Genomic DNA, 25598 nt, shown 5'->3' with positions numbered 1-25598 from the left:
GGCATCGTGGACGAGCGAATGGTCTGTACCAGTCGGGGAGGCGGGTCGATGCGCGGTACCACGGTCTTACCGGGGGCTCCCTGTGCCGCCACCCGGCGCGGGGAGCCGCCCGTGCACCGGCTGGAGGTGCGGGCGCCGGGGGAGGTGCCCTTCGCGGCGGGCGGGTTCGACGCCATGGGGCCGATGTCGCGGGCCGCGTTCCCGCACCGGCACACCTTCTACGAGATCGTCCACGTCGTGGAGGGGAGCGGCGTGCACGTCCTCGACGTCGAGCGGTACGAGGTGCGGCCGCCTCAGCTGGGGGTGATCCTGCCCGGGCAGGTGCACCACTGGGAGGGCGTGCGCGGGCTCGAAGGCTCGCTCGTGCTGTTCACGCCCGAGTTCCTGCTGGACGGGGCCGGCGACGAGGAGTTGCTGCGGCGGCTGGGCGACCGGCCCTGGGTGGGGCTCGACGACGCCTCCCACGCGCGGACCTCGCTGCTGATGGAGGAGCTCGCCGAGGAGTACCGGTGCGGAGCCGACGGCTTCGCCGGGGTGCTGCGCTCCCTGCTCCACGTGCTGCTGGTGCGGGCCGCCCGGCTGCCCGGAGCCGCCGCCCGGCCGGCACCCGCCCGGGGGATCGCCGAGGAGTTCGTCCGGCTCGCCGGGCGGGCCGGGGCCGACGGGCTGTCCGTACGGGAGTGCGCCGAGCGGCTCGGGGTCAGCTCCGGCCACCTCGCCGAGGCCGTCCGGGCCGCCACCGGCCGCACCCCCGCGGCACTCCTGCGCGAGGCCCGCACCCGCGAGGCCCAACGCCTCCTGGTGAGCACCGATTTGTCCATACGTCAGGTCGCGGCCCGGGTCGGCTTCGCGGATCCCGCGTACTTCTGCCGTTTCTTCCGCCGGGAGACCGGGCGGACTCCGGGGGACTTCCGAAAACACCACGACCGCCGTGATCCGTCCATCGAAGCCGCGGGCCCGCCCGCCTAGGTTCGTTGCCATCCCCCCAGGCCCCCCACAGAGGAGCAGGCATGGACAACGAGACCGCCGCCGGACACATCACCCGCAAGACCGTGCTGCGCGCCGCGCTCGCGGCCGGGATGGCGGCGCCCGCCGTCCTCATGGGCGTCCCGGCGCTCGCCCGTACGCTGACCGACGCGGAGGCGGCGCCCGCGCTCACCCCGGAGTGCGACGACGGCGACGACCCCACCCCGGAGCAGATGGAAGGGCCGTACTTCAAGCCGAACTCCCCGCTGCGGAGCAGCCTCCTGGAGGCCGGCACCACCGGCGTCCGGCTCACGGTCAGCGGCTACGTCTTCGGGCTCGCCTGCCGGCCGATATCGGGCGTCCTGCTCGACTTCTGGCAGGCGGACGTCAACGGCGCCTACGACAACACCGGCTTCCGCTTCCGCGGGCACCAGTTCACCGACGCCACCGGCGCCTTCAAGCTGACCACGATCGTGCCCGGCCTCTACCCGGGCCGCACCCGCCACCTCCACGTGAAGCTCCAGGCGCCGGGCCGGCCGGTGCTGACCACGCAGCTGTACTTCCCGGGCGAGCCCCGCAACAACACCGACTCGATCTTCGACCCGCGGCTCCTCATGACCGTCCGGGACGCCGGCACCGCGAAGGAGGCCGCCTTCGACTTCGTCCTGAACGTCCCGCAGGGCCCCGGCCCGACGCCGACGCCCACCCCGACGTCCACGGGGGTCCCCGGCGGGAGCTGGGCCGCCGGGACCGCCTACCGGGCGGGGGACGCCGTCACGTACGGCGGCCTGGGCTATGCGTGCCTCCAGGCGCACACGGCCCAGGCCGGCTGGGAGCCGCCGAACGTCCCCGCCCTGTGGCGGACCGCCTGAGGCTCAGGCCGAGGGGACGATCCGGCCCCGGACCTCGCCGAGCGCCACCCGGGTGCCGTCCGGGCCCGGCGCCCAGGCCGTGAGGACGACCTCGTCGCCGTCCTCCAGGAACGTCCGCTTGCCGCCCGGGAGTTCGAGGGCGTCACGGCCGTTCCAGGTGAGCTCCAGGAGCGAGCCGCGCTGGTTCACCTCGGGCCCGGAGACCGTGCCGGAGCCGTACAGGTCGCCGGTGCGGAGCGAGGCGCCGTTCACCGTCATGTGGGCGAGCTGCTGGGCCGCCGTCCAGTACATGGAGGAGAACGGCGGCTCGGCCACCACCTCGCCGTTGATCTCCACCGAGATCCGCAGGTCGAAGCCGCCCGGCTCCTCCTCCGCCGCGTCGTCCAGGTACGGCAGGAGGGGGAGGTCCCGGGCGGGCGGCGCGGTCCGGGCCGCGTCCAGGGCCTCCAGGGGCGTCACCCACGCCGACACCGAGGTCTGGAACGACTTGCCGAGGAACGGGCCCAGCGGCACGTACTCCCAGGCCTGCACGTCCCGCGCCGACCAGTCGTTGAGCAGCGTCAGGCCGAAGACGTGCTCCCGGAAGTCGGCCAGCGGGACCGGCTTCCCCAGCTCGGACGGGGTGCCGACCAGGAAGCCGACCTCCGCCTCGATGTCCAGCTTGATCGAGGGGCCGAAGACCGGGGCCGGGTCCGACGGGGCCTTGCGCTGCCCGGAGGGGCGCACGACGTCGGTGCCGGAGACCACGACCGTGCCCGCGCGACCGTGGTAACCGATCGGCAGGTGCTTCCAGTTGGGGGTGAGCGCGTCGCCGTCCGGGCGGAAGATGCGGCCCACGTTCGTCGCGTGGTGCTCGCTCGCGTAGAAGTCGACGTAGTCGGCGACCTCGTACGGCAGGTGCAGAGTCACCGCGTCCAGCGGGTGCAGCAGCGGCTCGATGTCCGCCCGGTGCGCCGGCACCGTCACCCAGGCCGTCAGTGCCCGGCGGACGTCGCGCCAGGCGGTCCGCCCGGCCGCGAGCAGCGGGTTGAGGCTGGGCTGCGCGAGCAGCGTCGCGTACGGGGAGCCGAGCGCGTGCGCCGCGGCACCCGCGTCCAGGACGTGCCCGCCGATGCGGACGCCGAGCCGGCGCCGCCCGGGCTCGTCGGCGGTGGAGAAGACGCCGTACGGGAGGTTGTGCGGGCCGAAGGGATCGCCCTCGGCCAGATCGAGCGGGCTGTGCTCGGACATCGGTGCGTGCCTCGCTTTCCACGTGTGTGGGGGACACGTTACGGGGCGGGCCGCCGGGCGCGGATGACATGGATCACACAGAAAGTGCGGCCTCCGTGGGCAACTGCCCGCATTCGCGCGGTTTGTGTCCCGAGCACTCCCGGAACGCCCCTGCGAGCTGCGGAAACAGGGCTCCCCCGGACCCCCTCCCCGCCCTACGATCGTGCCGGGTGCCGCGCCGCGTGAGGTAGCCGCTGGCGCGCGCCCGCCACCATTCTTCGCTGTCTTTCTCTTTGACCAGGAAAAGGTCCACAACGTGAAGATCCGCCGCATCCTGGCGACCGCCGTGGCCGCCGCCGTGACCACCCCGGTCGTGTTCCTCTCGGCCGCGCCGGCGTTCGCCGACACCAAGCCGTCGGCCCCGTCGACGCAGAAGCCCGCCTCGGGCGAGGACGAGTCCGACGAGGACATGCCGTCCATCGAGGAGCTCAAGGCCGCCGTCGCGCTCGCGCAGAAGGAGTACGACGAGGCCGTCGTCGAGCTCGCGAAGGCCCGCGAGGACGTCGAGGCCCTCACCAAGGCCGACCACCCGCTGGCGGTCGCCGCCGCCGAGGCGAAGAAGGCCGCCGACGAGGCCGCCGCCAAGAAGACCGCCGCCGACGAGGCGCTCGCCAAGGCGGAGCAGGCTGTGAAGGACCTGCCCGTCGACGCGACCGAGGAGCAGAAGACGGCCGCCGCCGCTGCCGTCACCGCGGCGCAGACGGCCGCGACCGAGGCCGCGACCGCGAAGACCGCCGCCGACGCGAAGCTGACGGAGGCCACGGCCGCCCTCACCGCCGCCAAGGACGCCGCCGACCGCGTGCTCAAGCTCGCCGAGAAGGTGAAGAAGGCCGCCGAGGAGAAGCTCGCCGAGGCCAAGGAGGAGCTGGAGTTCGCCGAGGAGATCGAGGGGGAGTGCGCCGACGAGGCCCCCCTCAAGGTCGCGCTGACCGGCCCCAAGAAGGTCACGGCCGGCAAGAGCGCCCTCTTCTCGCTGCGCGTCACCAACGACACGGGCCGGAACCTGGACGCGGTCGAGGCCTACGTCAACGCCCTGCGGGCCCCCGAGTCCGACGACGAGGTCATCGACGAGGACACGGACCTGACCGACCGCTTCATCAAGGTCGAGTGGTCCTCCGCCGACAAGCCGGAGTGGACGTCCTTCACCGAGAAGTTCCCCTCCATCGAGATCGGCGGGCTCGTCAAGGGCGGTCACGCCGACGTGAAGCTGCGCCTCACCGTCGAGGCGGACGCCCCGGCCGGCAAGGGCGTGGCCTTCGCCTTCAGCGCGTACGAGAACAACGACGGCAGCTGCGGCACCGGCGACGACTTCTCGACCCTCGACTTCGAGATCCTCGCCGCCGACAAGGGCGACAAGCCGAAGCCGAAGCCGACGGACACGCCGACCCCGGCGCCGACCGTCACCACCGGTGGCAACACGAACACCACCCAGCAGGGCGGATCGTCCGTCACCCCCGTGAACGGCACCCTCGCCGCCACCGGTGCGAACGACACCCTGCCGCTCGGCCTCGCCGCCGCCGGGGCCGTCGCCCTGGGCGCCGGCGCGCTGGTCGTCGCCCGCCGCCGCAAGGCCGGCGCCGACGCGTAGGACCCCTGGGATCCCCCGTACGGCCGCGCTCGGGCCGCCGTGCGGGGGATCCGCCGTACCGGGGGCGCCGCCCGCCGTTCGTATCGCTGTCGCTCGCCGTTCGGGACAAAACGGCCAGTTCCAGTCGTATGAGCCGATCGCGAACATACCGGGGGTGACGGGAAGGCGCCCACGGTGATCGAAACGTGACCGGATACGCTGGCTTGAGTGCATGGACCGACACATCGACAATCCGAATGAGCGGTGTGCGGTCCGGACAGCGTCAGCAGGCGTCAGCAGACAGGAGACCCCCTCGTGACCGTCGTCGGGCCGTTCGGTCTTAGCGTGCGGGACCAGGCTCTTGAGGCCGATGTCCAGACCGGTTTGGCGGCTGTGGAGGCGGGCCTCCTGGACGCCACCAAGAGCGATGTCCCCTTCATCACGGAGGCCGCGCAGCACCTCGTCCTGGCCGGGGGGAAGCGGTTCCGCCCCCTGCTCGTGATGCTCGCCGCCCAGTTCGGCGACCCCTACGCGCCGGGCGTCGTGCCCTCCGCCGTGGTCGTCGAGCTCACCCACCTGGCCACGCTCTACCACGACGACGTCATGGACGAGGCCGACGTCCGGCGCGGCGTCGACAGCGCCAACGCCCGCTGGGGCAACTCGATCGCCGTCCTCACGGGTGACTTCCTCTTCGCCCGCGCCTCGCACACGCTCGCGGACCTCGGCCCCGAGGCCGTACGCATCCAGTCCGAGGCGTTCGAACGGCTCGTGACCGGCCAGATCCTGGAGACGGCCGGCCCGATGGACGGCCGCGACCCCGTCGAGCACTACCTCGACGTCCTCGGCGGCAAGACCGGCTCCCTCGTCGCCGTCTCCTGTCGCTTCGGCGCCATGATGTCCGGCGCCGACGAGAGCGTCGTCGACACCCTCACCCAGTACGGCGAGCGGCTCGGCGTCGCCTTCCAGCTCGCCGACGACGTCCTCGACATCGCCTCCGACTCCCACGAGTCCGGCAAGACCCCCGGCACCGACCTCCGCGAGGGCATCCCGACCCTCCCCGTCCTCCGCCTGCGGGCCGCCGCGGCCGCCCACGGGCGCCCCGAGGACCTGGAGCTCGTCGCCCTGATCGACGGCGACCTCAGCGACGACGAGCGGCACGCCGAGGCCCTGCGCCGGCTGCGCGCCCACCCCGCCCTGGAGCAGGCCCGCCGGGACACCGTGCGGTACGCCGAGGAGGCGCGCGCCATGCTCGCGCCGCTGCCCGACGGGTACGCGAAGGCGGCCCTGGCGGAGATGTGCGACGCCGTGGTGCACCGCGCGGGCTAGGCCTTCTCAGGGTCGGGTCATCCCGAAGCAGTACGTGAGGTTGATCCCGGGGGCTGACGACTCCGAGCCCTCGCCTTGGTGAGATGGAGACATCATCCACAGGGGCAGCACGGCACGGAGGTAGCGCAGACCATGGCAGAGACCCGTAAGGCGAGCCGGTTCGTCGTCCCGGTCGCGGTGGCAGGAGTGGCCGCGGCGACCATCGGGCTCGTCCCGGCGCTGGCGGCGTCCGGCGACCCGGACCTGCCGGAGATCACCGCCCGGCAGCTCATCGAGAAGATCGCCGCCTCGGACACCCAGACCCTGTCCGGCACCTTCAAGATCTCCACCGACCTGGGGCTGCCGTCCCTCGGCGGCCTGGCGTCCGGCCTCGGGGGCCTGGGCGGCGACGGCTCCTCCTCGGCGGACCCCTCGGAGAAGCTCACCGAGCTCGTCTCGGGCAGCCACACCCTGCGCGTGGCGGCGGACGGCCCCGAGCGCCAGCGGCTCACCCTGCTCGACGGCTCCGACGAGTACAGCCTGATCCACAACGGCGACGACGTCTGGGCCTACGACAGCAAGTCGAACGAGGCCTTCCACGAGAAGGGCGCCTCCGGCGCCGGCGAGAAGGACGAGCCCCTCCCGGGCACGCCCGGACAGCTCGCCGACGAGGTCCTGAAGGCCGCGGGCGACACCACGTCGATCACGGTCGACGGGACGGCGAAGGTGGCAGGCCGGGACGCGTACCAGCTGGTGATCAAGCCGAAGCAGACCGGCTCGACGGTCGAGTCGGTGAAGATCGCGGTGGACGCGGCGAACGGCACCCCGCTGAAGTTCACCCTCTCCTCGGTCGAGGGCGGCAAGCCGGTCGTCGACGCGGGCTTCACCAAGGTCGACTTCGGGAAGCCGGCCGCCTCCGAGTTCACCTTCGAGGCGCCGAAGGGCGCGAAGGTGACGGAGGGCGCGGCGGAGAAGGGCGAGAAGGCCGCGGGCGACCTGCCGGAGGGCTTCGAGGAGGGCATCCCCGGCCTCGGGAAGGCCTTCGGCGGCTCCGGCTCCGGAGAGGGCCCGGACGTCATCGGCGAGGGCTGGACGACGATCGCGAAGATCGACACCGGCGCCCCGGCGCCCGGGACCGACGAGGCGCCGAAGGAGATCCAGGGCTTCCTGGACTCCTTCGGCGACAAGGTCACCGGGAAGTTCGGCTCCGGCACCGTCTTCAAGACCAAGCTGGTGAACGCGCTCCTCACCGACGACGGCAAGGTCTACGTCGGCGCGGTGACGAAGGACGCGCTGGTGGCCGTGGCGAACGCCGGCAAGTAGCAGCCGGGTTGGGACCCCGGGCGGGTCGGGGGCGATGTTCACCGACCCGCCCGGGAGTTCTGCGTACTACGGGAAGGTCAGCTTGAAGCCGCTGATGTAACCCGTGTCGATCGACGCCTTGTCCTGGGCGCGGAGCTTCCAGACGCCGTTGGCGACCTCGGTGGAGGCGTTCACGGTGTAGGTCTGGTTGATGTTGTCGGCGCTGCCGCCGGCCCGGTTGTGCAGGTTGTAGACCGAGCCGTCGGGGGCGATGAGGTCGACGACCAGGTCACCGATGTAGGTGTGGACGATGTCCACGCCGACCTTGAGGGTCGAGGGCGCGTTGCCCGCGACGCCGCTGACGGTGACGGAGGAGGTCACCGCGGCGCCGTTGTCCGGGATGGACACGTCCGCGGTGTTCTCGAAGACCGTGCCGGTCGGCGGGGTCGTCGTCCCCGACGACAGGTTCCAGATCGCGTACGCGATGGCGTCCGCGTTCCGGTCCAGGGCCGTGTCGTTGATGTTCGCCGTGGTGTCGCAGGACGAGTGGTAGCAGCGGTCGAAGGCCTGACCGGCCGTGCCGCCCCACTTCTGCGCCTGCGCCGACGTCTTGGTGTAGTCGGCGCCGGAGAACAGGCCGCCGACCGGTATGCCCGCGTTCTTGAAAGGCGCGTGGTCCGAGCGGCCGTCGCCCTCGGTCTCGATCTCGGTGGGGATGCCGAGCCCGGCGTAGTAGTCCTTGAAGGTCTGCTCGATCGTCGGGTCGTCGTCGTAGACGAAGTAGCCCGGGTTCGGCGAGCCGATCATGTCGAAGTTCAGATAGCCCTTGATCTTCGAACGCTCGGTCGTGGGAAGGTTGTTGACGTAGTACTTCGACCCGACGAGCCCGAGCTCCTCGGCGCCCCACCAGCCGAAGCGCAGGTGCTTCGTCGGCTGGAGCTGGGCGCGGGAGACGGCGAGCGCGGTCTCCAGGATCGCGGCGGACCCGGAGCCGTTGTCGTTGATGCCGGGGCCCGAGGTGACCGAGTCCAGGTGCGAGCCGGACATGATCACCTGGTTCGGGTCGCCGCCCGGCCAGTCGGCTATCAGGTTGTAGCCGGTGGCGCCGTTGTAGCTGAACTGCTGGAGCGTGGTGGTGTAGCCGGCGGCGTCCAGCTTCGCCTTCACGAAGTCGATCGAGGCCTTGTAGCCGGTGCGGCCGTGGGCGCGGTTGCCGCCGTTGGCGGTGGCGATCGACTGGAGGTCCGCCAAGTGCTGCTTGACGTTGGCCAGCGGGATGTCGGGCGCGGCGACGGCCGCGGCCGGGCTGGCGGAGGCACTGGTGCCGGTGAGTCCGGCGAGGGCGAGCGCCGCGAGTGCGGCGGCCGCGGTGGCGCGTCTGGGCACGGAGATGTTCATGTGGGGGCTCCGGATTCCGAACGGGGATGGGACGGAACGTGCGAGACGCCTCGGGCGTGGGTGCCACGAGGCGGCTGGAGCTGTACGAGTGCATGTGCGGTGTTCAGTTGTTCTGCTGTGCGTGCTGAATGTTCAGTGAGAATTTGACTCCACGTCAAGAGCGGAAACCGGTCAGGTGTGTTCGCTCACCGGACAGCTTCCCCGGAACGTGGTATGTCGCTTCCTCGTGGGTCGCTCCGCCACAGGTCACGGCGGATCATGGCGGGACGGCCGGGGTTCCCGGTGCGGCAGATCCGGCCGCGGGCGTCTTCGAGGCACTAGGGTCGGGCTCCCCGACTCGTCGTCCCGAAGGAGCGCACGCAGATGAAGATCGCCGTACTGGGCACGGGCGAGGTCGGGCGCCGGCTCGCCACCAAGCTGGTCTCGCTGGGGCACGAGGTGGCCATGGGATCCCGTACGGCGGACAACGCCGACGCCGCCAAGTGGGCGGGGGAGCACGGCGGGACGCACGGCACCTTCGCCGACGCCGCCGGCCCCGCCGAGCTGGTCGTCAACGCGACCGGCGGCCTGGTCTCCCTCGCCGTCCTGCAGGCCGCGGGCGCCGAGAACCTGCGCGGCAAGGTCCTGATCGACGTGTCCAACGCCCTCGACTTCTCGGAGGGCTTCCCGCCCAAGGTCGGCCTGCCCGACGGCAGGAGCGTCGCCGAGCAGCTCCAGGACGCCTTCCCCGAGACGCGCGTCGTCAAGACGCTCAACACCATGACCAACACCGTCATGGTCGAGCCCGGCCGGGTCCCGGGACACCACAACGTCTTCCTCAGCGGCGACGACGCGGACGCGAAGGCCGTGGTCGCGGAGCTGCTCGCCTCCTTCGGCTGGGCCGCCGACCGGATCATCGACCTCGGCGAACTGTCGAGCGCCCGCGCCACCGAGCAGCTCCTGCCGCTGTGGCTGCGGCTCTACGGGATGCTCGGGACGGGCGACTTCAACTTCGGCGTCGCCGGGGCCTAGGACCGGCCCCGGGCGGGGGCCGGAGCCCTCAGGTGGTCCAGGAGGCCCTCCGGCTCCGGGTAGGGCTCCTCCCGGGGGAGCAGCCGGCCGGCGGCCTCCAGGTCGCCGGCCCGGACCAGGGCGTGGACCTCGTGGGCGAGCGCGGTCACGTCGGTGACGGAGACCGTCCACTCGTCCGCGTACCGGCGGGTCGCCTCGCCCGACAGGCCGAGCTGGAGCGAGCGGTGCGGGAGGGGCCTCAGGCGCAGGTCCCGCTCGGGGTCCCACTGGACCCGGGCCGGCGTCTCCCTCAGCTGCCGCTTCCAGGACTTCTGGTCGGCGTGGAAGCGGCGCTCGTAGTGGGAGAGGCAGGCGTTCCGCAGGGCCCACTCGAAGCCCTCGCGGGTGATCTCCACGGCGAGGACGGTCTCCTGGCCCTCCTTCTCCCCCCAGCCGGAGCGGTACATCATCCACAGGAACGACGGCTTGATCCACGTCATCCGGTCCCGCTTCCAGGCCTCCGGGAAGCGCCCGTCACGGGCGGCCGGCAGCCCGAGCGCGGGCCGGTACGCCTGGTAGACGGTGATCGTGCGCTCGGTGTGGAGCGCGCGGATCCGGTACTTCGGTTCTTCCATGCGCCCCAGGGTGCGGGGCCACCACCGGGCGGGGCCACCGGATTTCCGCCCGTCCCCGGGGCGCGGAGGCCGCAACCTGCGACGAACGTCACCGCCTGAACCCTCCGGTACGCACCTAATGTGGAGAGGTGAACGATTCGCCCGGCAGCCCGTTGATCGACGTCGCCGCCACGTACATGCCCCGACTCTCGGAGTTCTCCTTCGAGCCGGGGCTCGTGGCCGCCGTCGACCAGCACGCGGCGGCCGTGTGCGACGCGCTGTTCCCGCCCCGGCGGGGCCCTGAGGGCCGGACCGTCCGCCGGGAGGAGCTGGCCGACTACGTCCTCGGGTTCACCGACTGGCTCTCCGAGGTCGACTGGACCGAGCCCGTCGGCCACGACTTCGCGACCCTCCGCCTGACGGCGGTCTGCTGGCTGATCCGGGAGCACGACCTGCTGGGCGTGTGAGCCCCGTGCCGTCGGGGCCCGGCCTCCCGACCCGACCCGACCCGACCCGACCCGGCCCCGCGCCCGTGCCGCCCCCCGTCAGCGTCCTGGCTGGGCGGAGGGGGCGGAAACCGGCGCGGCCCCGGCCTCCCCGCCGGTGTGCCCGGTCGCGGGGGCGGTCTCCGTGAGGGCGGTCTCCGCGGGGGCTGCCTCTGCACGGGCGGTCTCCGTGAGGGCGGCGGACACCGCCGCCTCGACCGCGGCGCGGCTCTTCCGGGCCGTCCGGAGCGCGTCCCAGGTGAGGATCGTCAGCGCCAGCCAGACGAGGGAGAAGCCCGCCCAGCGCTCCGGCGGCATCTCCTCGTGGAAGTAGACGACCCCGAGCAGGAACTGGAAGGTCGGCGCGAGGTACTGGAGCAGTCCGAGCGTGGACAGCGGCACGCGGATCGCCGCAGCCCCGAAGCAGACCAGGGGGACCGCCGTGACGAGACCGGTGGCGGCGAGCAGTGCCGTGTGGCCGGCGCCGTGGGAGCCGAAGGCCAGGGTGCCCCGGGTGCCCAGCCAGACGAGGTAGCCGAGGGCGGGCAGGAACTGGACGGCGGTCTCGGCGGCGAGCGATTCCAGGCCGCCGAGGTTGACCTTCTTCTTCACCAGGCCGTAGAGGGCGAAGGAGAAGGCGAGGGTGAGCGAGATCCACGGCGGCCGCCCGTAGCCGACGGCCAGGACGAGCACGGCCGAGAAGCCGACGCCGACCGCCGCCCACTGGGCGGGGCGCAGCCGCTCCTTGAGGACGAGGACGCCGAGGGCGATGGTGACGAGCGGGTTGATGAAGTAGCCGAGGGAGGCCTCGACGACGTGGCCCGTGTTGACGGACCAGATGTAGAGGCCCCAGTTCACGGTGATGACGGTGGCGGCCAGGGTGATCAGGCCGAGCTTGCGCGGGCTGCGCGCGAGCTCGGGTATCCAGCCCCAGCGGCGCAGCGCGAGCAGGGCGATCCCGACGAAGAGCAGGGACCACACCATGCGGTGGGCGAGGATCTCGACGGCCCCGGCGGGCTTGAGGAGGGGCCAGAAGAGCGGGACCAGTCCCCACATGCCGTAGGCGCCGATCCCGTAGAGCAGCCCTGCTCGTCCCTCGTTCTTCTCGGTCTTCACCCTGGACCTCCCGCCCTGTGCCGCGCTGTCCCGTCGAAGGTAGCGCCGCACGGGGCGGGTTGTCATGCCCGTACCGCTATACGGTCATGACAGCTTCACGAGGTGGCGAGCGCCTCCTTGATCGAGGCGGCGATGGGGGTGGTCGGGCGGCCCGTCAGCCGGGCCAGGTCGCCGGTCCGCAGGGCGAGCGCGCCGCCCGCGACGGCCCGGTCGACGTCGACCAGGATCTCGGCGAAGGGGCGCGGGACCCCGGCGCCGGTGAGGATCTCCAGGTGGGTCGCGGCGGGGACGTCGCTGTACGTGATCTCCCGGCCGGACTGGGCGGCGACCTCGGCCGCGTACTCGGCGAAGGACCAGGCGGTGTCGCCGCTCAGCTCGTACGTCCTGTTCAGGTGCTCCTCGGCCGGGCCGGTCAGGACGGCGGCCGCGGCGGCGGCGTAGTCGGCGCGGGAGGCGGAGGCGACCCGGCCCTCGCCGGCGCTGGCGACGACGGCGCCGTGGGCCAGGACGGGGGCGAGGTTGGCCGTGTAGTTCTCCGAGTACCAGCCGTTGCGGAGGAAGGTGTACGGCAGGCCGGAGGCGAGGATCAGCTCCTCCGTCGCCTTGTGCTCGTCGGCGAGCGTGAAGTCGGCCTCCGGGCCGCCGAGGACGCCGGTGTACGCGAGCTGGGCGACGCCCGCCGCCTTGGCCGCGTCGATCACGGCGGCGTGCTGCGCGACGCGCTGCCCGACCTCGCTGCCCGAGATCAGGAGCACCCGGTCGCCGGCCGCGAAGGCCTCCGCCAGGGTCTCCGGCCGGCTGTAGTCGGCGATCCGCAGTTCGACGCCGCGCTCCGCGAGGTCGGCGGCCTTCTGCTTGTCGCGGACGACGGCGGCGACGGACTCGGCGGGGACCGCGGCGAGGAGGGCGTCGACGACGAGACGGCCGAGCTGTCCGGTGGCTCCGGTGACGACGATGCTCATGGGGCTTCCTTCTTCCCGTGGGGTGCGGTGGGCGGTGCACTCACCGTGATGCACTCACCGTACGGTGGGCGCTATCTATTCGAAAGTACCCACTTTGAAGTAAGGTACTGGCATGGGAGTAAGTAAGCCGCCGAACGTGAACGAGCCGATGTGCCCCTCGCGCCTCGTCCTGGAGCACGTCACCAGCCGCTGGGGCGTCCTCGTCCTCGCGGCCCTCCTGGAGCGCTCGTACCGCTTCAGCGAGCTGCGCCGCGCGATCGGCGGCGTCAGCGAGAAGATGCTGGCCCAGACCCTCCAGACGCTGGAGCGCGACGGCTTCGTCCATCGCGACGCCAAGCCCGTCATCCCGCCCCGCGTCGACTACAGCCTCACCGCCCTCGGCGAGGAGGCCGCCCGCCAGGTCTGGGAGCTCGCCCGCTGGACCGAGCGCCGGGTCCAGGCCGTCGAAGAGGCGCGTGTGCGTTACGACACGGTGCGCGAAGCGTCCCAATGAGGTTGTAGCCCGGGCGAGTTGATCCGCGGACCCGTACGATCTCGTTCACCGACCGGGGGATCGTGTGAGCGACCGTGGGGGAATCGTGAGGGACGGGCACGGAAGAGTTCTGCGCGCCACTGTTGTGGCGGCGGCGGGCGGGTTGCTCCTGGCGGGGTGCTCGTCGGGAGGCGGCGGGGACGAGGCGAAACCGTCCCGAGCGAAACCGGGCACCAGCGCGCCCGGGACGCCGACCACGTCCCCGACCGCACAGGGCTTCACCCTCGACCCGGAGAAGGCGCCGCGCGACGCGGCCGACGCGAAGCGGATCGCCCTCGCGATCGTGGGGGAGCCCGACGACTGGGGACCCGACTTCGTCAAGCGCAGCCCGTACCTCAGCGCTCCCGGCTACTGGCCGGTCCTCGACACGAACTGCGCGTGGGAGGCCGGGACCGCGCCCCGGTCCGTCCTCTACAGCGTCACCACCTACAGCGAGATCCCGGCCGCCGGCGGCAAGGGACCCCTCCGGGTCGCCACCACCGTCACCGTCCACCGCACCGACACCGACGCCGACTGGGAGATGGCCTCGACCCTGGAGGAAGCGCTGCGCTGCCCGGAACAGGAGTTGCGTCAGGGCGAACGCATCACCGGCCTCAAGTCGCTCGCCGTCCCCTACGGCGCCAGCGAGAACCTGGACACCCTCATGGAGCAGGGCTCGTACCTCGCCGACGCCTTCAAGGGACCGCAGTACTACAGCTGGTACCAGCTGCGCATCGGGCAGGTCAGCATCGCCGCCGTCGTCAAGGGAGCCCCCGGCCGCACCCCCGCGGAGGGCAACACCGCCCAGATCCGGGTCACCGGCCTCATGCAGGCACGCGCCAAGACGCAGTTGGGAGCCAAGCCGTGAGTCCGATGGCCGACCCCGCGCCCGGCGCGCTCCAGCCGCTGCTCCCCGCCGACCCGTCCACGATCGCCGGCTACCGGCTCCTCGGCCGCCTCGGCGCCGGCGGCATGGGCGTCGTCTACCTCGGCCGCACCGACACCGGCGAGCTCGCCGCCGTCAAGGTCACTCACGCCGACCAGGCCGACCAGCCCGACTTCCGGGCCCGCTTCCGCCGCGAGGTCGAGGCCGCGCGCCGGGTCGTCAGCCCCTGGGCCGTGCCCGTGACGGGCGCCGACCCCGACGCCCCCGAACCGTGGATGGCGACCGCCTTCGTGCCCGGCCCGTCCGTCGGCGAGGCCGTCCGCGCCCACGGGCCCCTGCCCGAGCGGAGCGTACGGATCCTCGGCCGCGCCGTCGCCCGCGCGCTCGCCGCCGTCCACGCGGCCGGACTCGTGCACCGGGACGTGAAGCCCGGGAACGTCCTCCTCGCCGTGGACGGCCCCCGTCTCATCGACTTCGGTATCGCCCGCACCACCGGGGAGACCGCGCTCACCGCGACCGACATGGTCGTCGGCACCCCCGGCTTCCTCGCCCCCGAGCAGGCCGAGGCCCGCACCGACGCCATCGGGCCGCCCGCCGACGTCTTCGCCCTCGGCTGCCTCCTCGCGTACGCGACGACCGGCCGCCCGCCCTTCGGCGCCGGCGCCGTGGACGCCCTGATGTACCGGACCGTCCACGACGAGCCGGATCTCGTCGGCGTACCGGAAGGCCTGCTCCCGCTCCTGGCGGCCTGCCTCGCCAAGCACCCCGCCGACCGGCCCACCGCCGAGGAGATCGCCGACCGGCTCACCGAGGACACCCCCGGCACCGCCGCCGACTGGCTGCCCGCGCCCGTCGTCACCACCATCGCCGAACGCTCGGCGGCCATGCTGGCGCTCCCCGACATCGACCCCACCGCGCCGGGCACGGACCCCGACGCCCCCGCGAAGCCCAGCAGGCGCGGCTTCCTGCTGCTCGGCACCGGTGCCGCCGTCCTCGCGGCGGGCGGCGGCGCCTTCGCCCTGTTCGACCGGGACGACGACACCGGCGCCGACGGGAAGCACTCCGCGCCCAAGCCCCGGAACATCTGGAGCATCGGCGTCCTCGCCGACCTCTCCGGGCCCGCCCGGGAGATCGGCCGGGCCCAGGAGCGCGGCGCCCGGCTCGCCGTCGAGCGGTTCAACGCCGTGCACAAGGGCAAGCCCTTCACCCTCGAACTCAAGGTCTCCGACGACCGAGGGCAGAGCGCCGGCGCCCTCGCCGCCGCGCGGCGGCTCACCACCGACCCCTCCGTGCTCGCCGTCCTCGGTCCCACCTCCGACTACACCGGCGTCGCCGCGCTCCCCGCCTTCGAGGAGGCCGACGTGCCGCTCCTCACCACCTCGGCCGGCTACCACCTCTTCACCCTGCGCGGCGACGCCGGCGGCGTGCCGAACACGACGGTCCTCCGCGCCATCCCGCAGCACTTCATCGCGGGCGTCTACCTCGCCTGGTCCGCCACGCTCCTGCCGCAGACCCGCCGCCCCGGAGTCCTCCAGGAGCGCACCGACGACCCGTACAGCTGGCAGTACACCAGCGGCGTCGGCTACGGCTTCGACCAGGCCGGCATCACGCCGCACTTCCGGGTCGTCCCGGGCCGGGCCGTCGACTACCGTTCGATCATCGGGGAGATGATCGACGCCGGCATCGACGCCTACGTCCACAACGGCGTCCGCTCCACCGCCGTGCTCGCCGCCCGCGCCCTGAGGCAACTCGGCTTCACCGGCCCCCGGTTCGCCGGTCAGCACGTCTTCGGCTCGGAGTTCCTGAAGGAGGCCGGGAGCGACGCCGAGGGCTGGTTCGTCTGCGCGCCCGTCATGGACCCCGTCCAGCGGGCCGCCGACCCGAAACAGAAGCCCGCCGACCGCAAGCTCGCCCAGGACTTCCTCGACGCCCACCGCAAGCGCTACGGCACCGCCCCGGCCTTCTACACCGGCGAGTCCTTCGACGTGGTCGGCATGGTGGCGTCCTGGCTCGCCACGAGCGCCGCCAAGGGCCCGCTCACCCGCAAGGGCCTGTGGGAGGCCCTGCGCAAGCAGAAGTACACCGGAGCCATGGGTGGTTACCAGTTCCGTGAGAACGGCGAGCTCAGCGGCATCGGCACCTTCCTCTACGGCGTGCAGAAGGGGGCCTACAAGTACTTCGGCCCCGCCCCCGCAGAGCCCAACAGACCCAAGAAGGCCTGAGCGTGCAGCCGCTGAAGAAGGCCGACCCCTCCTCCATCGCCGGCTACCGCCTCCTCGGACGGCTCGGCACCGGCGGCATGGGCGTGGTCTACCTCGCCCGGTCCGCCGGCGGCGCGCTCGCCGCGCTCAAGCTCATCCGCGCCGAGCACGCCGCCGACCCCGGCTTCCGGGCCCGCTTCCGCCGCGAGGCGACCGCCGCCGAGAGGATCACCGGCCGCTGGGTCGTCCGCGTGCTCGGCGCCGACCCGGAGGCCCGAGAGCCCTGGCTCGCCACCGAGTACGTGCCCGGGCCCTCGCTCGCCGAGGCCGTCGCCCTGCACGGCGCCCTGTCCGAGCCGACCGTGCGGGCCCTCGGCGCGCGACTCGCGGACGCCCTCGACGGCATGCACGCGGCCGGACTCGTCCACCGGGACGTCAAGCCCGGCAACGTCCTCCTCGCCCTCGACGGGCCCCGGCTCATCGACTTCGGCATCGCCCGGGTCAACGGCGCCACCGCGCTCACCGCGACCGACGCGATGATCGGCACCCCCGGCTTCCTCGCCCCCGAACAGGCCCGGGTCGCGGGCGCGGGCGAGGTCGGCCCGGCCGCCGACGTCTTCTCGCTCGGCTGCGTCCTCGCGTACGCGCTGACCGGCGAACGACCCTTCGGTACGGGCGGGGTGGCCGCGGTCGTCTACCGCACCGTCCACGAGGAGCCCGACCTCGACGGCCTGCCCGAGCCGCTGCTGCCGCTGGTCGAGGCCTGCCTCGCCAAGGACCCCGCCGACCGGCCGAGCACCGCCGAGGTGCGGGACGCCCTCGGCCCGTACGAGGGCCCGGCGGCGGGCGACTGGCTGCCGAGCGGCCTGCCCGCGCTGATCGCCCAGCGCTCGTCGCGGGTCCTCGACCTGCCGGTCGCCGACCCGACCATGCTCAACCCGGACGAACCGCAGGGGACTTCGCGGCGCCGCTTCCTCGCCTTCGGCGCGGCCGGGGCCGTCGCGGGCACGGTTGGCCTCACCGCCTGGCTGCTCGGCCGCGACCCGGGAGACGGTACGGGCGGCGGGACCGTACGGACGGCGTACACGCTCGGCGTCGTCACCGACCTCAGCGGCCCGACGAAGGCGGACGGGCGCGCCCAGGAACACGGGCTGCGCCTCGCCGCGGAGACCTTCAACGCCCGTGCGGACCGGCCCTTCGATCTGGTGCTCAAGGTGACGGACGACGGGGCCGACCCGAAGCGGGCCACCGCCGGCGCCCGCGCCCTCCTCAAGGACCCGGCCCTGGTCGCCGTCCTCGGCCCCACGACCACCGAGACGGCCATGGCGGCGGCGGACGTGCTCGTGGATCTGAGGGTGCCCATGCTGGGCCTGGTGCCGTCGGTCGCGGTCGGGGAAATCCGGGGCCAGACAGACGAGCTGCGCACGTACTTCGAGATGCGGCCCAGCGCCGAAGCGATGATCGTGCCCTTCGGTCGCTACCTCAGCGAGCACCATCTGGGCCGCACCGCCGTCATCGAGGACCGGGCCGCCGGCACCTACAGCTGGAGCGCCGCCCAGAGCGCGCGGAACTCGCCCCCCGCCGGAGGCACGGTCACGGTGCACCGGGTCGCGGCGGACACCGAGGACTTCGCCGGGGCGGTCCGGGCGGCACTTGCCACCTCGCCGACGGGCGTGTTCTACATGGGGACGTCGCCGCGCCGGGCCGCCCTGTGCGCCAAGGCCCTGCGGCAGCAGGGCTACAGGGGCCCGCGCGGAAGCGTCGAGGCCGCGCTCGGGCCGGAGTTCCCCGCCGTGGCGGGGCCGGCCGCCGAGGGCTGGTACTTCGGGACGGGCTACACCGATCCCGACACGCTCCCGGGTGCGAAGGAGTTCGTGACCGCGTACCGCAAGCGCTGGAAGCTCGCGACGACGGATCCGGTCGACCGGTTCGCGGTGGAGTCGTACGACGCCCTGAACTGGACGGCTCAGGCTCTCCGGACCGCGATCCGGAGGAACGCGGGGCACCAGGCGGCGGCGGTCGCGAACGCGTTCACGAAGGACGACGAGGCGTACCGCGGCGTGGCCAGGTCCTACAACGCCCTCTCCAACGACCGCTCGGAGTCCCAGCTCGTAGGACTGACCCTCTGGCAGATCGCGTCCGGAAGGCCCCGCTGCCTCGGCCCGTACACCGAGGCGGCGAAGCGCGACTGACCGCGCGGCCGGGCGTCAGCCGACGACCGTCCAGGTGTCGTTGCCCGTGAGGAGCTGGCCCAGGTCGCCCTTGCCGTACCGCTCGACGGCCGTCTCCAGCTGCTCCGCCATCAGCGTGTCGTACACCGGGCGGTCCACCGAGCGGAAGACGCCGATCGGGGTCTGGTGGAGGGTGTCCGGGTCGGCCAGCCGCGACAGCGCGAACGCGGTCGTCGGGGTGGCCGCGTGGGCGTCGTGGACGAGGATCCGGGTCTCGTTCTCCGGGGTGACCGTGACGACCTGGAGGTCGCCGGTGGCCGGGTCGCGGACGACGCCCTTCTCGTTCTCGGCGCCGAAACGGATCGGCTGCCCGTGCTCCAGGCGGATCACCGCCTCCTTGGCCTGGTCCTTGTCCTTGAGGACCTCGAAGGCGCCGTCGTTGAAGATGTTGCAGTTCTGGTAGATCTCGACGAGTGCCGTGCCGTTGTGCTCGGAGGCCTGGCGGAGCACCTCGGTGAGGTGCTTGCGGTCGGAGTCGACCGTGCGGGCCACGAAGCTCGCCTCGGCGCCCAGGGCCAGCGACACCGGGTTGAAGGGGGCGTCGAGCGAGCCCATCGGGGTCGACTTGGTGATCTTGCCGACCTCGGAGGTGGGGCTGTACTGGCCCTTGGTGAGCCCGTAGATCCGGTTGTTGAAGAGCAGGATCTTCAGGTTGACGTTGCGACGCAGGGCGTGGATCAGGTGGTTGCCGCCGATGGACAGCGCGTCGCCGTCGCCCGTGACCACCCACACCGACAGGTCGCGGCGCGAGGTGGCGAGACCGGTGGCGATGGCCGGGGCGCGGCCGTGGATGGAGTGCATCCCGTAGGTGTTCATGTAGTACGGGAAGCGGGAGGAGCAGCCGATGCCGGAGACGAAGACGATGTTCTCCTTCGCCAGACCGAGCTCGGGCATGAAGCCCTGCACGGCGGCGAGGACCGCGTAGTCGCCGCAGCCCGGACACCAGCGGACCTCCTGGTCCGACTTGAAGTCCTTCATGGACTGCGCGGCCTCGGCCTTCGGCACCAGTTGCAGCAGGGGCTCAGGCATCGATGACCTCCTTGAGGGCGGCGGCGAGCTGCTCGGCCTTGAACGGCATGCCGTTGACCTGGGTGTGGCTGCGGGCGTCGACGAGGTACTTCGCCCGGACGAGGGTGGCGAGCTGGCCGAGGTTCATCTCGGGGACGACGACCTTCTCGTACCGCTTCAGCACCTCGCCGAGGTTCTTCGGGAAGGGGTTGAGGTGGCGCAGGTGGGCCTGGGCGATCGGGCTGCCGGTGCGCCGCAGGCGGCGGACGGCCGCCGTGATCGGCCCGTAGGTGGAGCCCCAGCCGAGGACCAGGGTGCTCGCGCCGTCCGGGTCGTCGACCTCGATGTCCGGCACCTCGATGCCGTCGATCTTGGCCTGGCGGGTGCGGACCATGAACTCGTGGTTCGCCGGGTCGTACGAGATGTTGCCGGTGCCGTCCTGCTTCTCGATGCCGCCGATGCGGTGTTCGAGGCCGGGGGTGCCGGGCACGGCCCAGGGGCGGGCGAGGGTCTCGGGGTCGCGCTTGTACGGCCAGAAGACCTCGGTGCCGTCGGCGAGGGCGTGGTTCGGGCCGGTGGCGAAGGGCGTCTTCAGGTCGGGGAGCTCGTCGACCTCGGGGATGCGCCAGGGCTCGGAGCCGTTGGCCAGGTAGCCGTCGGAGAGCAGGAAGACCGGTGTGCGGTACGTGAGCGCGATGCGGGCGGCGTCGAGGGCCGCGTCGAAGCAGTCGGCGGGCGTCCTGGGGGCCACGACCGGCACCGGCGCCTCGCCGTTGCGGCCGTACATGGCCTGGAGGAGGTCGGCCTGCTCGGTCTTGGTGGGCAGACCGGTGGACGGGCCGCCGCGCTGGATGTCGACGACGAGGAGCGGCAGCTCCAGGGAGACGGCGAGTCCGATGGTCTCGGACTTCAGCGCCACGCCGGGGCCGGAGGTCGTCGTCACGGCGAGCGAGCCGCCGAAGGCGGCGCCCAGCGCGGCGCCGATGCCGGCGATCTCGTCCTCCGCCTGGAACGTCCGCACGCCGAAGTTCTTGTGCTTGGACAGCTCGTGCAGGATGTCCGAGGCCGGGGTGATCGGGTACGAGCCGAGGTAGAGCGGCAGGTCGGCCTGGCGGCCGGCGGCGATCAGGCCGTACGAGAGGGCCAGGTTCCCCGAGATGTTCCGGTACGTGCCGGTGGGGAAGGCGCGGGTCGCGGGCGCGACCTCGTACGAGACGGCGAAGTCCTCGGTGGTCTCGCCGAAGTTCCAGCCGGCCCGGAAGGCGGCCACGTTGGCCTCGGCGATCTCCGGCTTCTTGGCGAACTTCTGGCGCAGGAAGGTCTCGGTGCCCTCGGTCGGACGGTGGTACATCCAGGAGAGCAGCCCGAGCGCGAACATGTTCTTGCTCCGCTCGGCCTCCTTCCGGGACAGGCCGAACTCCTTGAGCGCCTCCAGGGTCAGCGTCGTCAGCGGCACCGGGTGCACCCGGTAGCCGTCGAGCGAGCCGTCCTCCAGGGGCGAGGTCGCGTACCCGACCTTGGCCATCGCCCGCTTCGCGAACTCGTCGGTGTTGACGATGATCTCGCCACCGCGCGGCACGTCCCCGATGTTCGCCTTGAGGGCGGCGGGGTTCATCGCGACCAGCACGTTCGGGGCGTCGCCCGGGGTCAGGATGTCGTGGTCGGCGAAGTGCAGCTGGAAGGACGACACGCCCGGCAGGGTGCCGGCGGGCGCCCGGATCTCGGCCGGGAAGTTCGGCAGCGTGGAGAGGTCGTTCCCGAAGGACGCCGTCTCCGAGGTGAAGCGGTCACCCGTGAGCTGCATGCCGTCACCGGAGTCGCCCGCGAAGCGGATGATCACCCGGTCGAGCCGGCGCACTTCCTTCTCGGTGCCGTGGTGGGGCGTCGCCGGGGCGCTGCGCTGCTCCCCGACCAGGGCCTCACCGGCCTCGCTACTGACCTGGCTGGTCACTGAACTGGACCTCCCTCGCGGCAAGGGGACTCTCCGCCGGAGGCGGGGAGAAGGCTCGGGGCGCGGCCGGCGACCCCCGTGCGGAGATCACCTTCCGTCCCGAGGCCCACCCTACGACGGTAAGGGGGCCCTTCCCGGGACTTCTCGCATCATGGACCTCTTTTTGAGACACCCTCTTGTCTTGAATTGTCACGTTCTGTCGCTGCCCGGAGGTTCCGGAAAGTCGGATTCCGCCTCATCCTTTGGACCTAGGGCCCGGGACCAGGCTATCTGACAAGGCGTCAGACGATCAGGACTTCAGGTACGTCAACACCGCGAGTACCCGGCGGTGATCGCCGTCACTCGGGGAGAGGCCCAGCTTCAGGAAGATGTTGCTGATGTGCTTCTCCACCGCGCCGTCGCTCACCACCAGCGCCTTCGCGATCGCCGAGTTCGTCCGGCCCTCCGCCATCAGGCCCAGGACCTCCCGCTCGCGCGGGGTCAGGTTCGCCAGCACGTCCTGCTGACGGCTCCGGCCCAGCAGCTGCTGCACGACCTCGGGGTCGAGCGCCGTACCGCCCCTCGCCACCCGGACGACCGCGTCCACGAACTCCCGGACCTCCGCGACCCGGTCCTTCAGCAGGTACCCCACGCCCCGGCTGGAACCGGCCAGGAGTTCGGTGGCGTACTGCTCCTCCACGTACTGCGACAGGACCAGGACCCCGAGCCCCGGATGCTCCTTGCGCAGCCGCACCGCCGCCCGCACGCCCTCGTCGGTGTGCGTCGGCGGCATCCGCACGTCCGCCACCACCACGTCCGGCAGCGCGCCCTCGTCCGCGAGCCCCGCCACCGTCTTCACCAGCGCCTCGCCGTCCCCGACGCCGGCGACGACCTCGTGCCCCAGGTCCGTCAGGAGCCGGGTCAGGCCCTCCCTCAGCAGGACGGAATCCTCGGCGATGACCACCCGTACCCGCCCCGTCACGTCTCGCACGCTCACGCCCTGCAGCCCCCTGCTCCGGTCATCCGATGAGACCTTCAGCATGGCACCTGACCCCGCCCCCCACGCACCCGATCCCACCCGAGCGACCGCCTCCGGGCCCCGGCGGGCGCGGCCCACACGGCGGTGGGCCGGGGCACCGCCCCGCCGGGCGCGGGCCCGCAACGGGGGGCTCGGGCGGGGCGCCGCCCGGTGCGGGCTCGGCGCGGCCCGGTGCTACGCGCGCCAGGGCAGTTCCACCGTCACCGTCGTCGGCCCGCCCCCCGGCGAGTCCACCGCCAGCACCCCGTCCACCGCCCCCACCCGCCCCGAAAGGTCCGCCAGACCGCCGCTCGCCTCCACGTGCGCGCCCCCCGCCCCGTCGTCCCGCACCTGGAGCATCAGCCGGTTCTCCGTGCGCCACACGTCCACCCATGCGCGCCGCGCGCCCGAGTGGCGGGAGACGTTCCGGAGGAGCTCCGAGGCCGTGAAGTACGCGATGCCCTCGATCGCCGGCGCCGGCCGGTCCGGCAGGTCCACGTCGACGGAGACGGGGACCGCGCACCGGGAGGCCACCGCCGACAGCGCCGCGTCGAGCCCCCGGTCGGTGAGGACCGCCGGGTGGATGCCCCGGGCGAGGTCCCGCAGCTCCTGGAGGGCGAGCTTCACCTCGCCGTGCGCCTCGTCGACGAGTACCGCCGCCGCCTGCGGGTCCCGCGCCAGCTTCTCCTTGGCGAGCCCCAGGTCCATGGCGAGCGCGGCGAGCCGGGCCTGCGCGCCGTCGTGCAGGTCGCGCTCGATGCGCCGCAGGTCGGCCGCGGCGGTGTCGACGACCGCGCCCCGGTCCGACTCCAGCTCGGTGACGCGGGAGGCCAGCCGGGACGGGCCGAGGAGCCCGGAGACGAGGAGCCGGTCGACGGAGACGAGCCCGCGCAGCACCCACGGTCCGACGAGGACGAACACGAGCCCGATCAGGCTGGTCACGGCCAGTTCGAAGGGCGCGTCGAGGTAGAAGGCGTGGTTCCGGTCGCCGTACAGCTGGAGCCCGTCCTGTCCCGCCCACAGGGGGAGGACCCACTGCCACAGCGGGTACGTGAAGAGGCCCCAGCCCCAGCCCCACAGCGCCACCGTGACCGAGAAGGAGAACACCGCCCACGGCATGTGCAGGACCGCGTACAGCAGGTGCCGCCACGACGCGCCGCTCTTCAGCATGGCGCCCATCCAGGAGAACGCCCCGCCGGTCCGCCCGCGCACCGGCTCCGGCGCCGCCACGTCGAGGCCGAGCAGCCCGCGCGCCCGGGCCCGCTCGACCGCGCCGAAGCCCCGGCACATCGCGAGCGCCCCGGCCAGGATCGGCACGCCGAGGAAGGTGATGAGCAGCCCGGCGCCGGCCGAGACGAAGGCGACGGAGAGCGCGAACCAGCAGATGCTCAGCGGCAGGCCGATCAGCACGTACCCGAAGGCGCGCCAGGTGCGGGCCTCGAACGGCGCGCGGATCGCGGCGGGGAGTCGGTGGAAGGCCATCGCGGTGTTCCTTCTCTGCTCGGAGGCTCTGCTCGGAGACCCTGCTCGGAGGCTCTCCCGGACGCCCTGTCCGGAGGGGCGGGCGGTACGTGTTCCAGGGTTCCGTCCCGCGCCCCGCCGGACCATGAGGCGGGTGGGCGTCTGCGGGCGGGGGTTTTCCCCACCTCCGCGTCAGGCCCCCGGCCGGGAGCGCCACGGCAGCTCCGCCGTGACCGTCGTCGGACCGCCCTCGGGGGAGTCGAGGACCAGGACCCCGTCGACCGCGCCGAGCCGCTCCGCGAGCCCGGCGAGACCCGTGCCGCCGTCGAAGCGCGCCCCGCCGGCCCCGTCGTCGCGCACCTGGAGCATCAGCCGGTTCCCGGCCCGCCAGACGTCCACGGAGGCGGACCGGGCGCGCGCGTGCTTGGAGACGTTCTGGAGGAGCTCGGACACGGTGAAGTACGCGATGCCCTCGATCGCCTCGGCCGGCCGCTCGGCCAGGTCCACGCTCACCTTCACCGGCACCGTGCAGCGCGCGGAGACGGAGGAGAGGGCGGCGCCCAGTCCCCGGTCGGTGAGGACCGCCGGGTGGATGCCCCGGGCGAGGTCCCGCAGCTCCTGGAGGGCGAGCTTCACCTCGCCGTGCGCCTCGTCGACCATCGCCGCGGCGGCCTCCGGGTCCTCGAGCAGCTTCTCCTTGGCGAGGCCGAGCCCCATGGCGAGCGCCACGAGCCGGGCCTGCGCGCCGTCGTGCAGGTCGCGCTCGATGCGCCGCAGGTCGGCCGCGGCGGTGTCGACGACGACGCCCCGGTCCGACTCCAGCTCGGCGATCCGCCGCTCCAGCTCGTCGGAGGGCGAGAGCAGCCCCCGGACCATGCCCCGGTCGCCGTGGGCCAGACCGCGGGCCAGGAAGGGCAGGACGGGCCAGAGGACGAAGAGCGAGACGAGCGCGACGGTGAACGTCAGGATCCCCCAGGGCAGCCGGATCAGCCCGTACAGCTGCGTCCGCCAGGCCACCGGGTCCTTCAGCGAGGCCCACAGCCAGCCGAAGAAACCCCGGTGCCGCGGCGGCGGGGAGGGCTCGGCGACCTCCACCCCGAGCAGCGCGCGGGCCCGCGCCCGCTCCGAACGGCCGATGAGGCGGGCGCCGCCGAGGCCGAGGGCGAGCAGCGGCAGCCCGATCACGGTGACGGAGAGGCCCACGCCGACCGAGACGGTCACGACCGCGTAGACGAAACCGGTCAGTGCCGTGAAGAGGTTGGAGAGGAGGAAGGCGATCTCCTTCCAGGTCTCCTTCCCGTAGGCGAGCCGCATGGGCGGACGGGGGGCTTCGGCGGCTTCGGAGGACCCGGTGGTCCCGGTGGTCCCGGCGGGATCAAGATCGGCGCTCATGGTCCCCAGACTGCCGGTCGGGGACGGCGCGACGCCATGGGGGAGGTGGGTGAGCGCGAGGGGGGATATCCCCACCGGCATCCCCGCCGGCGAAGCGGTTCGCGAGGTACGGGC

The 25598-nt window shown here is 72.8% G+C and carries 21 protein-coding genes; 11 read left to right on the top strand and 10 right to left on the bottom strand.

The features are described 5' to 3' along the window. The first annotated feature begins 48 nt into the window (after positions 1–48). Entirely contained in the window at positions 49–969 is a 921-nt protein-coding gene (locus ACFYUZ_RS09105) for an AraC family transcriptional regulator (protein ID WP_389307218.1), read from the top strand. Positions 970–1010: 41 nt separating this feature from the next. Then, complete coding sequence (locus tag ACFYUZ_RS09100) at positions 1011–1838, top strand: carbohydrate-binding protein (protein ID WP_389307217.1); 828 nt, start codon at positions 1011–1013, stop codon at positions 1836–1838. Positions 1839–1841: 3 nt separating this feature from the next. Here the strand turns inward: ACFYUZ_RS09100 and fahA are convergent, their stop codons facing one another. Further along, the gene (gene fahA, locus ACFYUZ_RS09095; RefSeq protein ID WP_389307215.1) at positions 1842–3068 is read right to left on the bottom strand and encodes a fumarylacetoacetase; all 1227 of its coding nucleotides are present in this window, start codon (positions 3066–3068) and stop codon (positions 1842–1844) included. A 295-nt stretch (positions 3069–3363) separates the two neighbouring features. Here fahA and ACFYUZ_RS09090 point away from each other — a divergent pair, with 295 nt between their 5' ends. The 3 genes from ACFYUZ_RS09090 (at position 3364) to ACFYUZ_RS09080 (ending at position 7302) form a co-directional block, all read left to right on the top strand. Next, on the top strand, positions 3364–4695 hold the full coding sequence (locus ACFYUZ_RS09090) for an LPXTG cell wall anchor domain-containing protein (RefSeq protein WP_389307214.1): 1332 nt from the start codon (positions 3364–3366) through the stop codon (positions 4693–4695). A gap of 294 nt (positions 4696–4989) precedes the next feature. Then, complete coding sequence (locus tag ACFYUZ_RS09085; protein ID WP_389307213.1) at positions 4990–6000, top strand: polyprenyl synthetase family protein; 1011 nt, start codon at positions 4990–4992, stop codon at positions 5998–6000. Positions 6001–6132: 132 nt separating this feature from the next. Further along, positions 6133–7302, top strand: coding sequence for an outer membrane lipoprotein carrier protein LolA (locus ACFYUZ_RS09080; protein ID WP_389307212.1), 1170 nt, complete (start codon positions 6133–6135; stop codon positions 7300–7302). 66 nt (positions 7303–7368) lie between these two features. Here ACFYUZ_RS09080 and ACFYUZ_RS09075 read toward each other — a convergent pair whose 3' ends face one another. Beyond that, positions 7369–8679, bottom strand: coding sequence for a M28 family metallopeptidase (locus ACFYUZ_RS09075; protein WP_389307210.1), 1311 nt, complete (start codon positions 8677–8679; stop codon positions 7369–7371). Positions 8680–9042: 363 nt separating this feature from the next. Here ACFYUZ_RS09075 and ACFYUZ_RS09070 point away from each other — a divergent pair, with 363 nt between their 5' ends. Next, entirely contained in the window at positions 9043–9690 is a 648-nt protein-coding gene (locus ACFYUZ_RS09070; RefSeq protein WP_389307209.1) for an NADPH-dependent F420 reductase, read from the top strand. Here ACFYUZ_RS09070 and ACFYUZ_RS09065 read toward each other — a convergent pair. Next, positions 9687–10304: a DUF4291 domain-containing protein gene (locus ACFYUZ_RS09065; protein WP_389307208.1), complete on the bottom strand. Its 618-nt coding sequence runs from the start codon at positions 10302–10304 to the stop codon at positions 9687–9689. The two genes, ACFYUZ_RS09070 and ACFYUZ_RS09065, sit on opposite strands and share 4 nt — an antisense overlap. A 176-nt stretch (positions 10305–10480) precedes the next feature. Here ACFYUZ_RS09065 and ACFYUZ_RS09060 point away from each other — a divergent pair, with 176 nt between their 5' ends. After that, positions 10481–10750, top strand: coding sequence for a DUF6401 family natural product biosynthesis protein (locus ACFYUZ_RS09060; protein WP_389307749.1), 270 nt, complete (start codon positions 10481–10483; stop codon positions 10748–10750). A 78-nt stretch (positions 10751–10828) separates the two neighbouring features. On the opposite strand, the gene rarD is transcribed toward ACFYUZ_RS09060, so the two are convergent. Both rarD and ACFYUZ_RS09050 read right to left on the bottom strand, forming a co-directional pair. Next, a complete protein-coding gene (gene rarD / locus ACFYUZ_RS09055; RefSeq protein ID WP_389307748.1) occupies positions 10829–11824 on the bottom strand; it encodes an EamA family transporter RarD in 996 nt (331 codons plus the stop codon). A gap of 155 nt (positions 11825–11979) precedes the next feature. Next, the gene (locus ACFYUZ_RS09050) at positions 11980–12846 is read right to left on the bottom strand and encodes an NmrA family NAD(P)-binding protein (RefSeq protein ID WP_389307207.1); all 867 of its coding nucleotides are present in this window, start codon (positions 12844–12846) and stop codon (positions 11980–11982) included. Between the two features lie 112 nt (positions 12847–12958). On the opposite strand from ACFYUZ_RS09050, the gene ACFYUZ_RS09045 reads away from it, so the two are divergent. The 4 genes from ACFYUZ_RS09045 (at position 12959) to ACFYUZ_RS09030 (ending at position 18636) form a co-directional block, all read left to right on the top strand. Then, complete coding sequence (locus ACFYUZ_RS09045; protein WP_389307206.1) at positions 12959–13339, top strand: winged helix-turn-helix transcriptional regulator; 381 nt, start codon at positions 12959–12961, stop codon at positions 13337–13339. Positions 13340–13424: 85 nt separating this feature from the next. Continuing rightward, positions 13425–14225 (top strand): hypothetical protein, encoded by an 801-nt coding sequence (locus tag ACFYUZ_RS09040; RefSeq protein WP_389307205.1) that lies wholly within the window; start codon positions 13425–13427, stop codon positions 14223–14225. Positions 14226–14230: 5 nt separating this feature from the next. Beyond that, the gene (locus ACFYUZ_RS09035; RefSeq protein ID WP_389307746.1) at positions 14231–16465 is read left to right on the top strand and encodes a bifunctional serine/threonine-protein kinase/ABC transporter substrate-binding protein; all 2235 of its coding nucleotides are present in this window, start codon (positions 14231–14233) and stop codon (positions 16463–16465) included. 2 nt (positions 16466–16467) lie between these two features. Next, a complete protein-coding gene (locus tag ACFYUZ_RS09030; protein ID WP_389307204.1) occupies positions 16468–18636 on the top strand; it encodes a bifunctional serine/threonine-protein kinase/ABC transporter substrate-binding protein in 2169 nt (722 codons plus the stop codon). A gap of 15 nt (positions 18637–18651) precedes the next feature. On the opposite strand, the gene ACFYUZ_RS09025 is transcribed toward ACFYUZ_RS09030, so the two are convergent. From ACFYUZ_RS09025 to ACFYUZ_RS09005, 5 genes are all read right to left on the bottom strand, one after another. After that, the gene (locus ACFYUZ_RS09025; protein ID WP_389307203.1) at positions 18652–19704 is read right to left on the bottom strand and encodes a 2-oxoacid:ferredoxin oxidoreductase subunit beta; all 1053 of its coding nucleotides are present in this window, start codon (positions 19702–19704) and stop codon (positions 18652–18654) included. Continuing rightward, entirely contained in the window at positions 19697–21634 is a 1938-nt protein-coding gene (locus ACFYUZ_RS09020; protein WP_389307201.1) for a 2-oxoacid:acceptor oxidoreductase subunit alpha, read from the bottom strand. Before ACFYUZ_RS09020 ends, ACFYUZ_RS09025 begins: the two co-directional genes overlap by 8 nt. Positions 21635–21923: 289 nt before the next feature. After that, positions 21924–22595, bottom strand: a complete 672-nt coding sequence (locus ACFYUZ_RS09015) for a LuxR C-terminal-related transcriptional regulator (protein ID WP_389307744.1) — start codon at positions 22593–22595, stop codon at positions 21924–21926. Between the two features lie 231 nt (positions 22596–22826). Continuing rightward, on the bottom strand, positions 22827–24113 hold the full coding sequence (locus ACFYUZ_RS09010) for a sensor histidine kinase (RefSeq protein WP_389307200.1): 1287 nt from the start codon (positions 24111–24113) through the stop codon (positions 22827–22829). A 171-nt stretch (positions 24114–24284) separates the two neighbouring features. Then, positions 24285–25484, bottom strand: a complete 1200-nt coding sequence (locus ACFYUZ_RS09005) for a sensor histidine kinase (protein WP_389307199.1) — start codon at positions 25482–25484, stop codon at positions 24285–24287. Positions 25485–25598 lie beyond the last annotated feature (114 nt).

Source organism: Streptomyces sp. NPDC004266 (genome assembly GCF_042874095.1).
Taxonomy (GTDB): Bacteria; Actinomycetota; Actinomycetes; order Streptomycetales; family Streptomycetaceae; genus Streptomyces.
The sequence above is the reverse complement of the archived record's forward strand: the minus strand, read 5'-3'. Positions and strand labels throughout refer to the sequence as shown.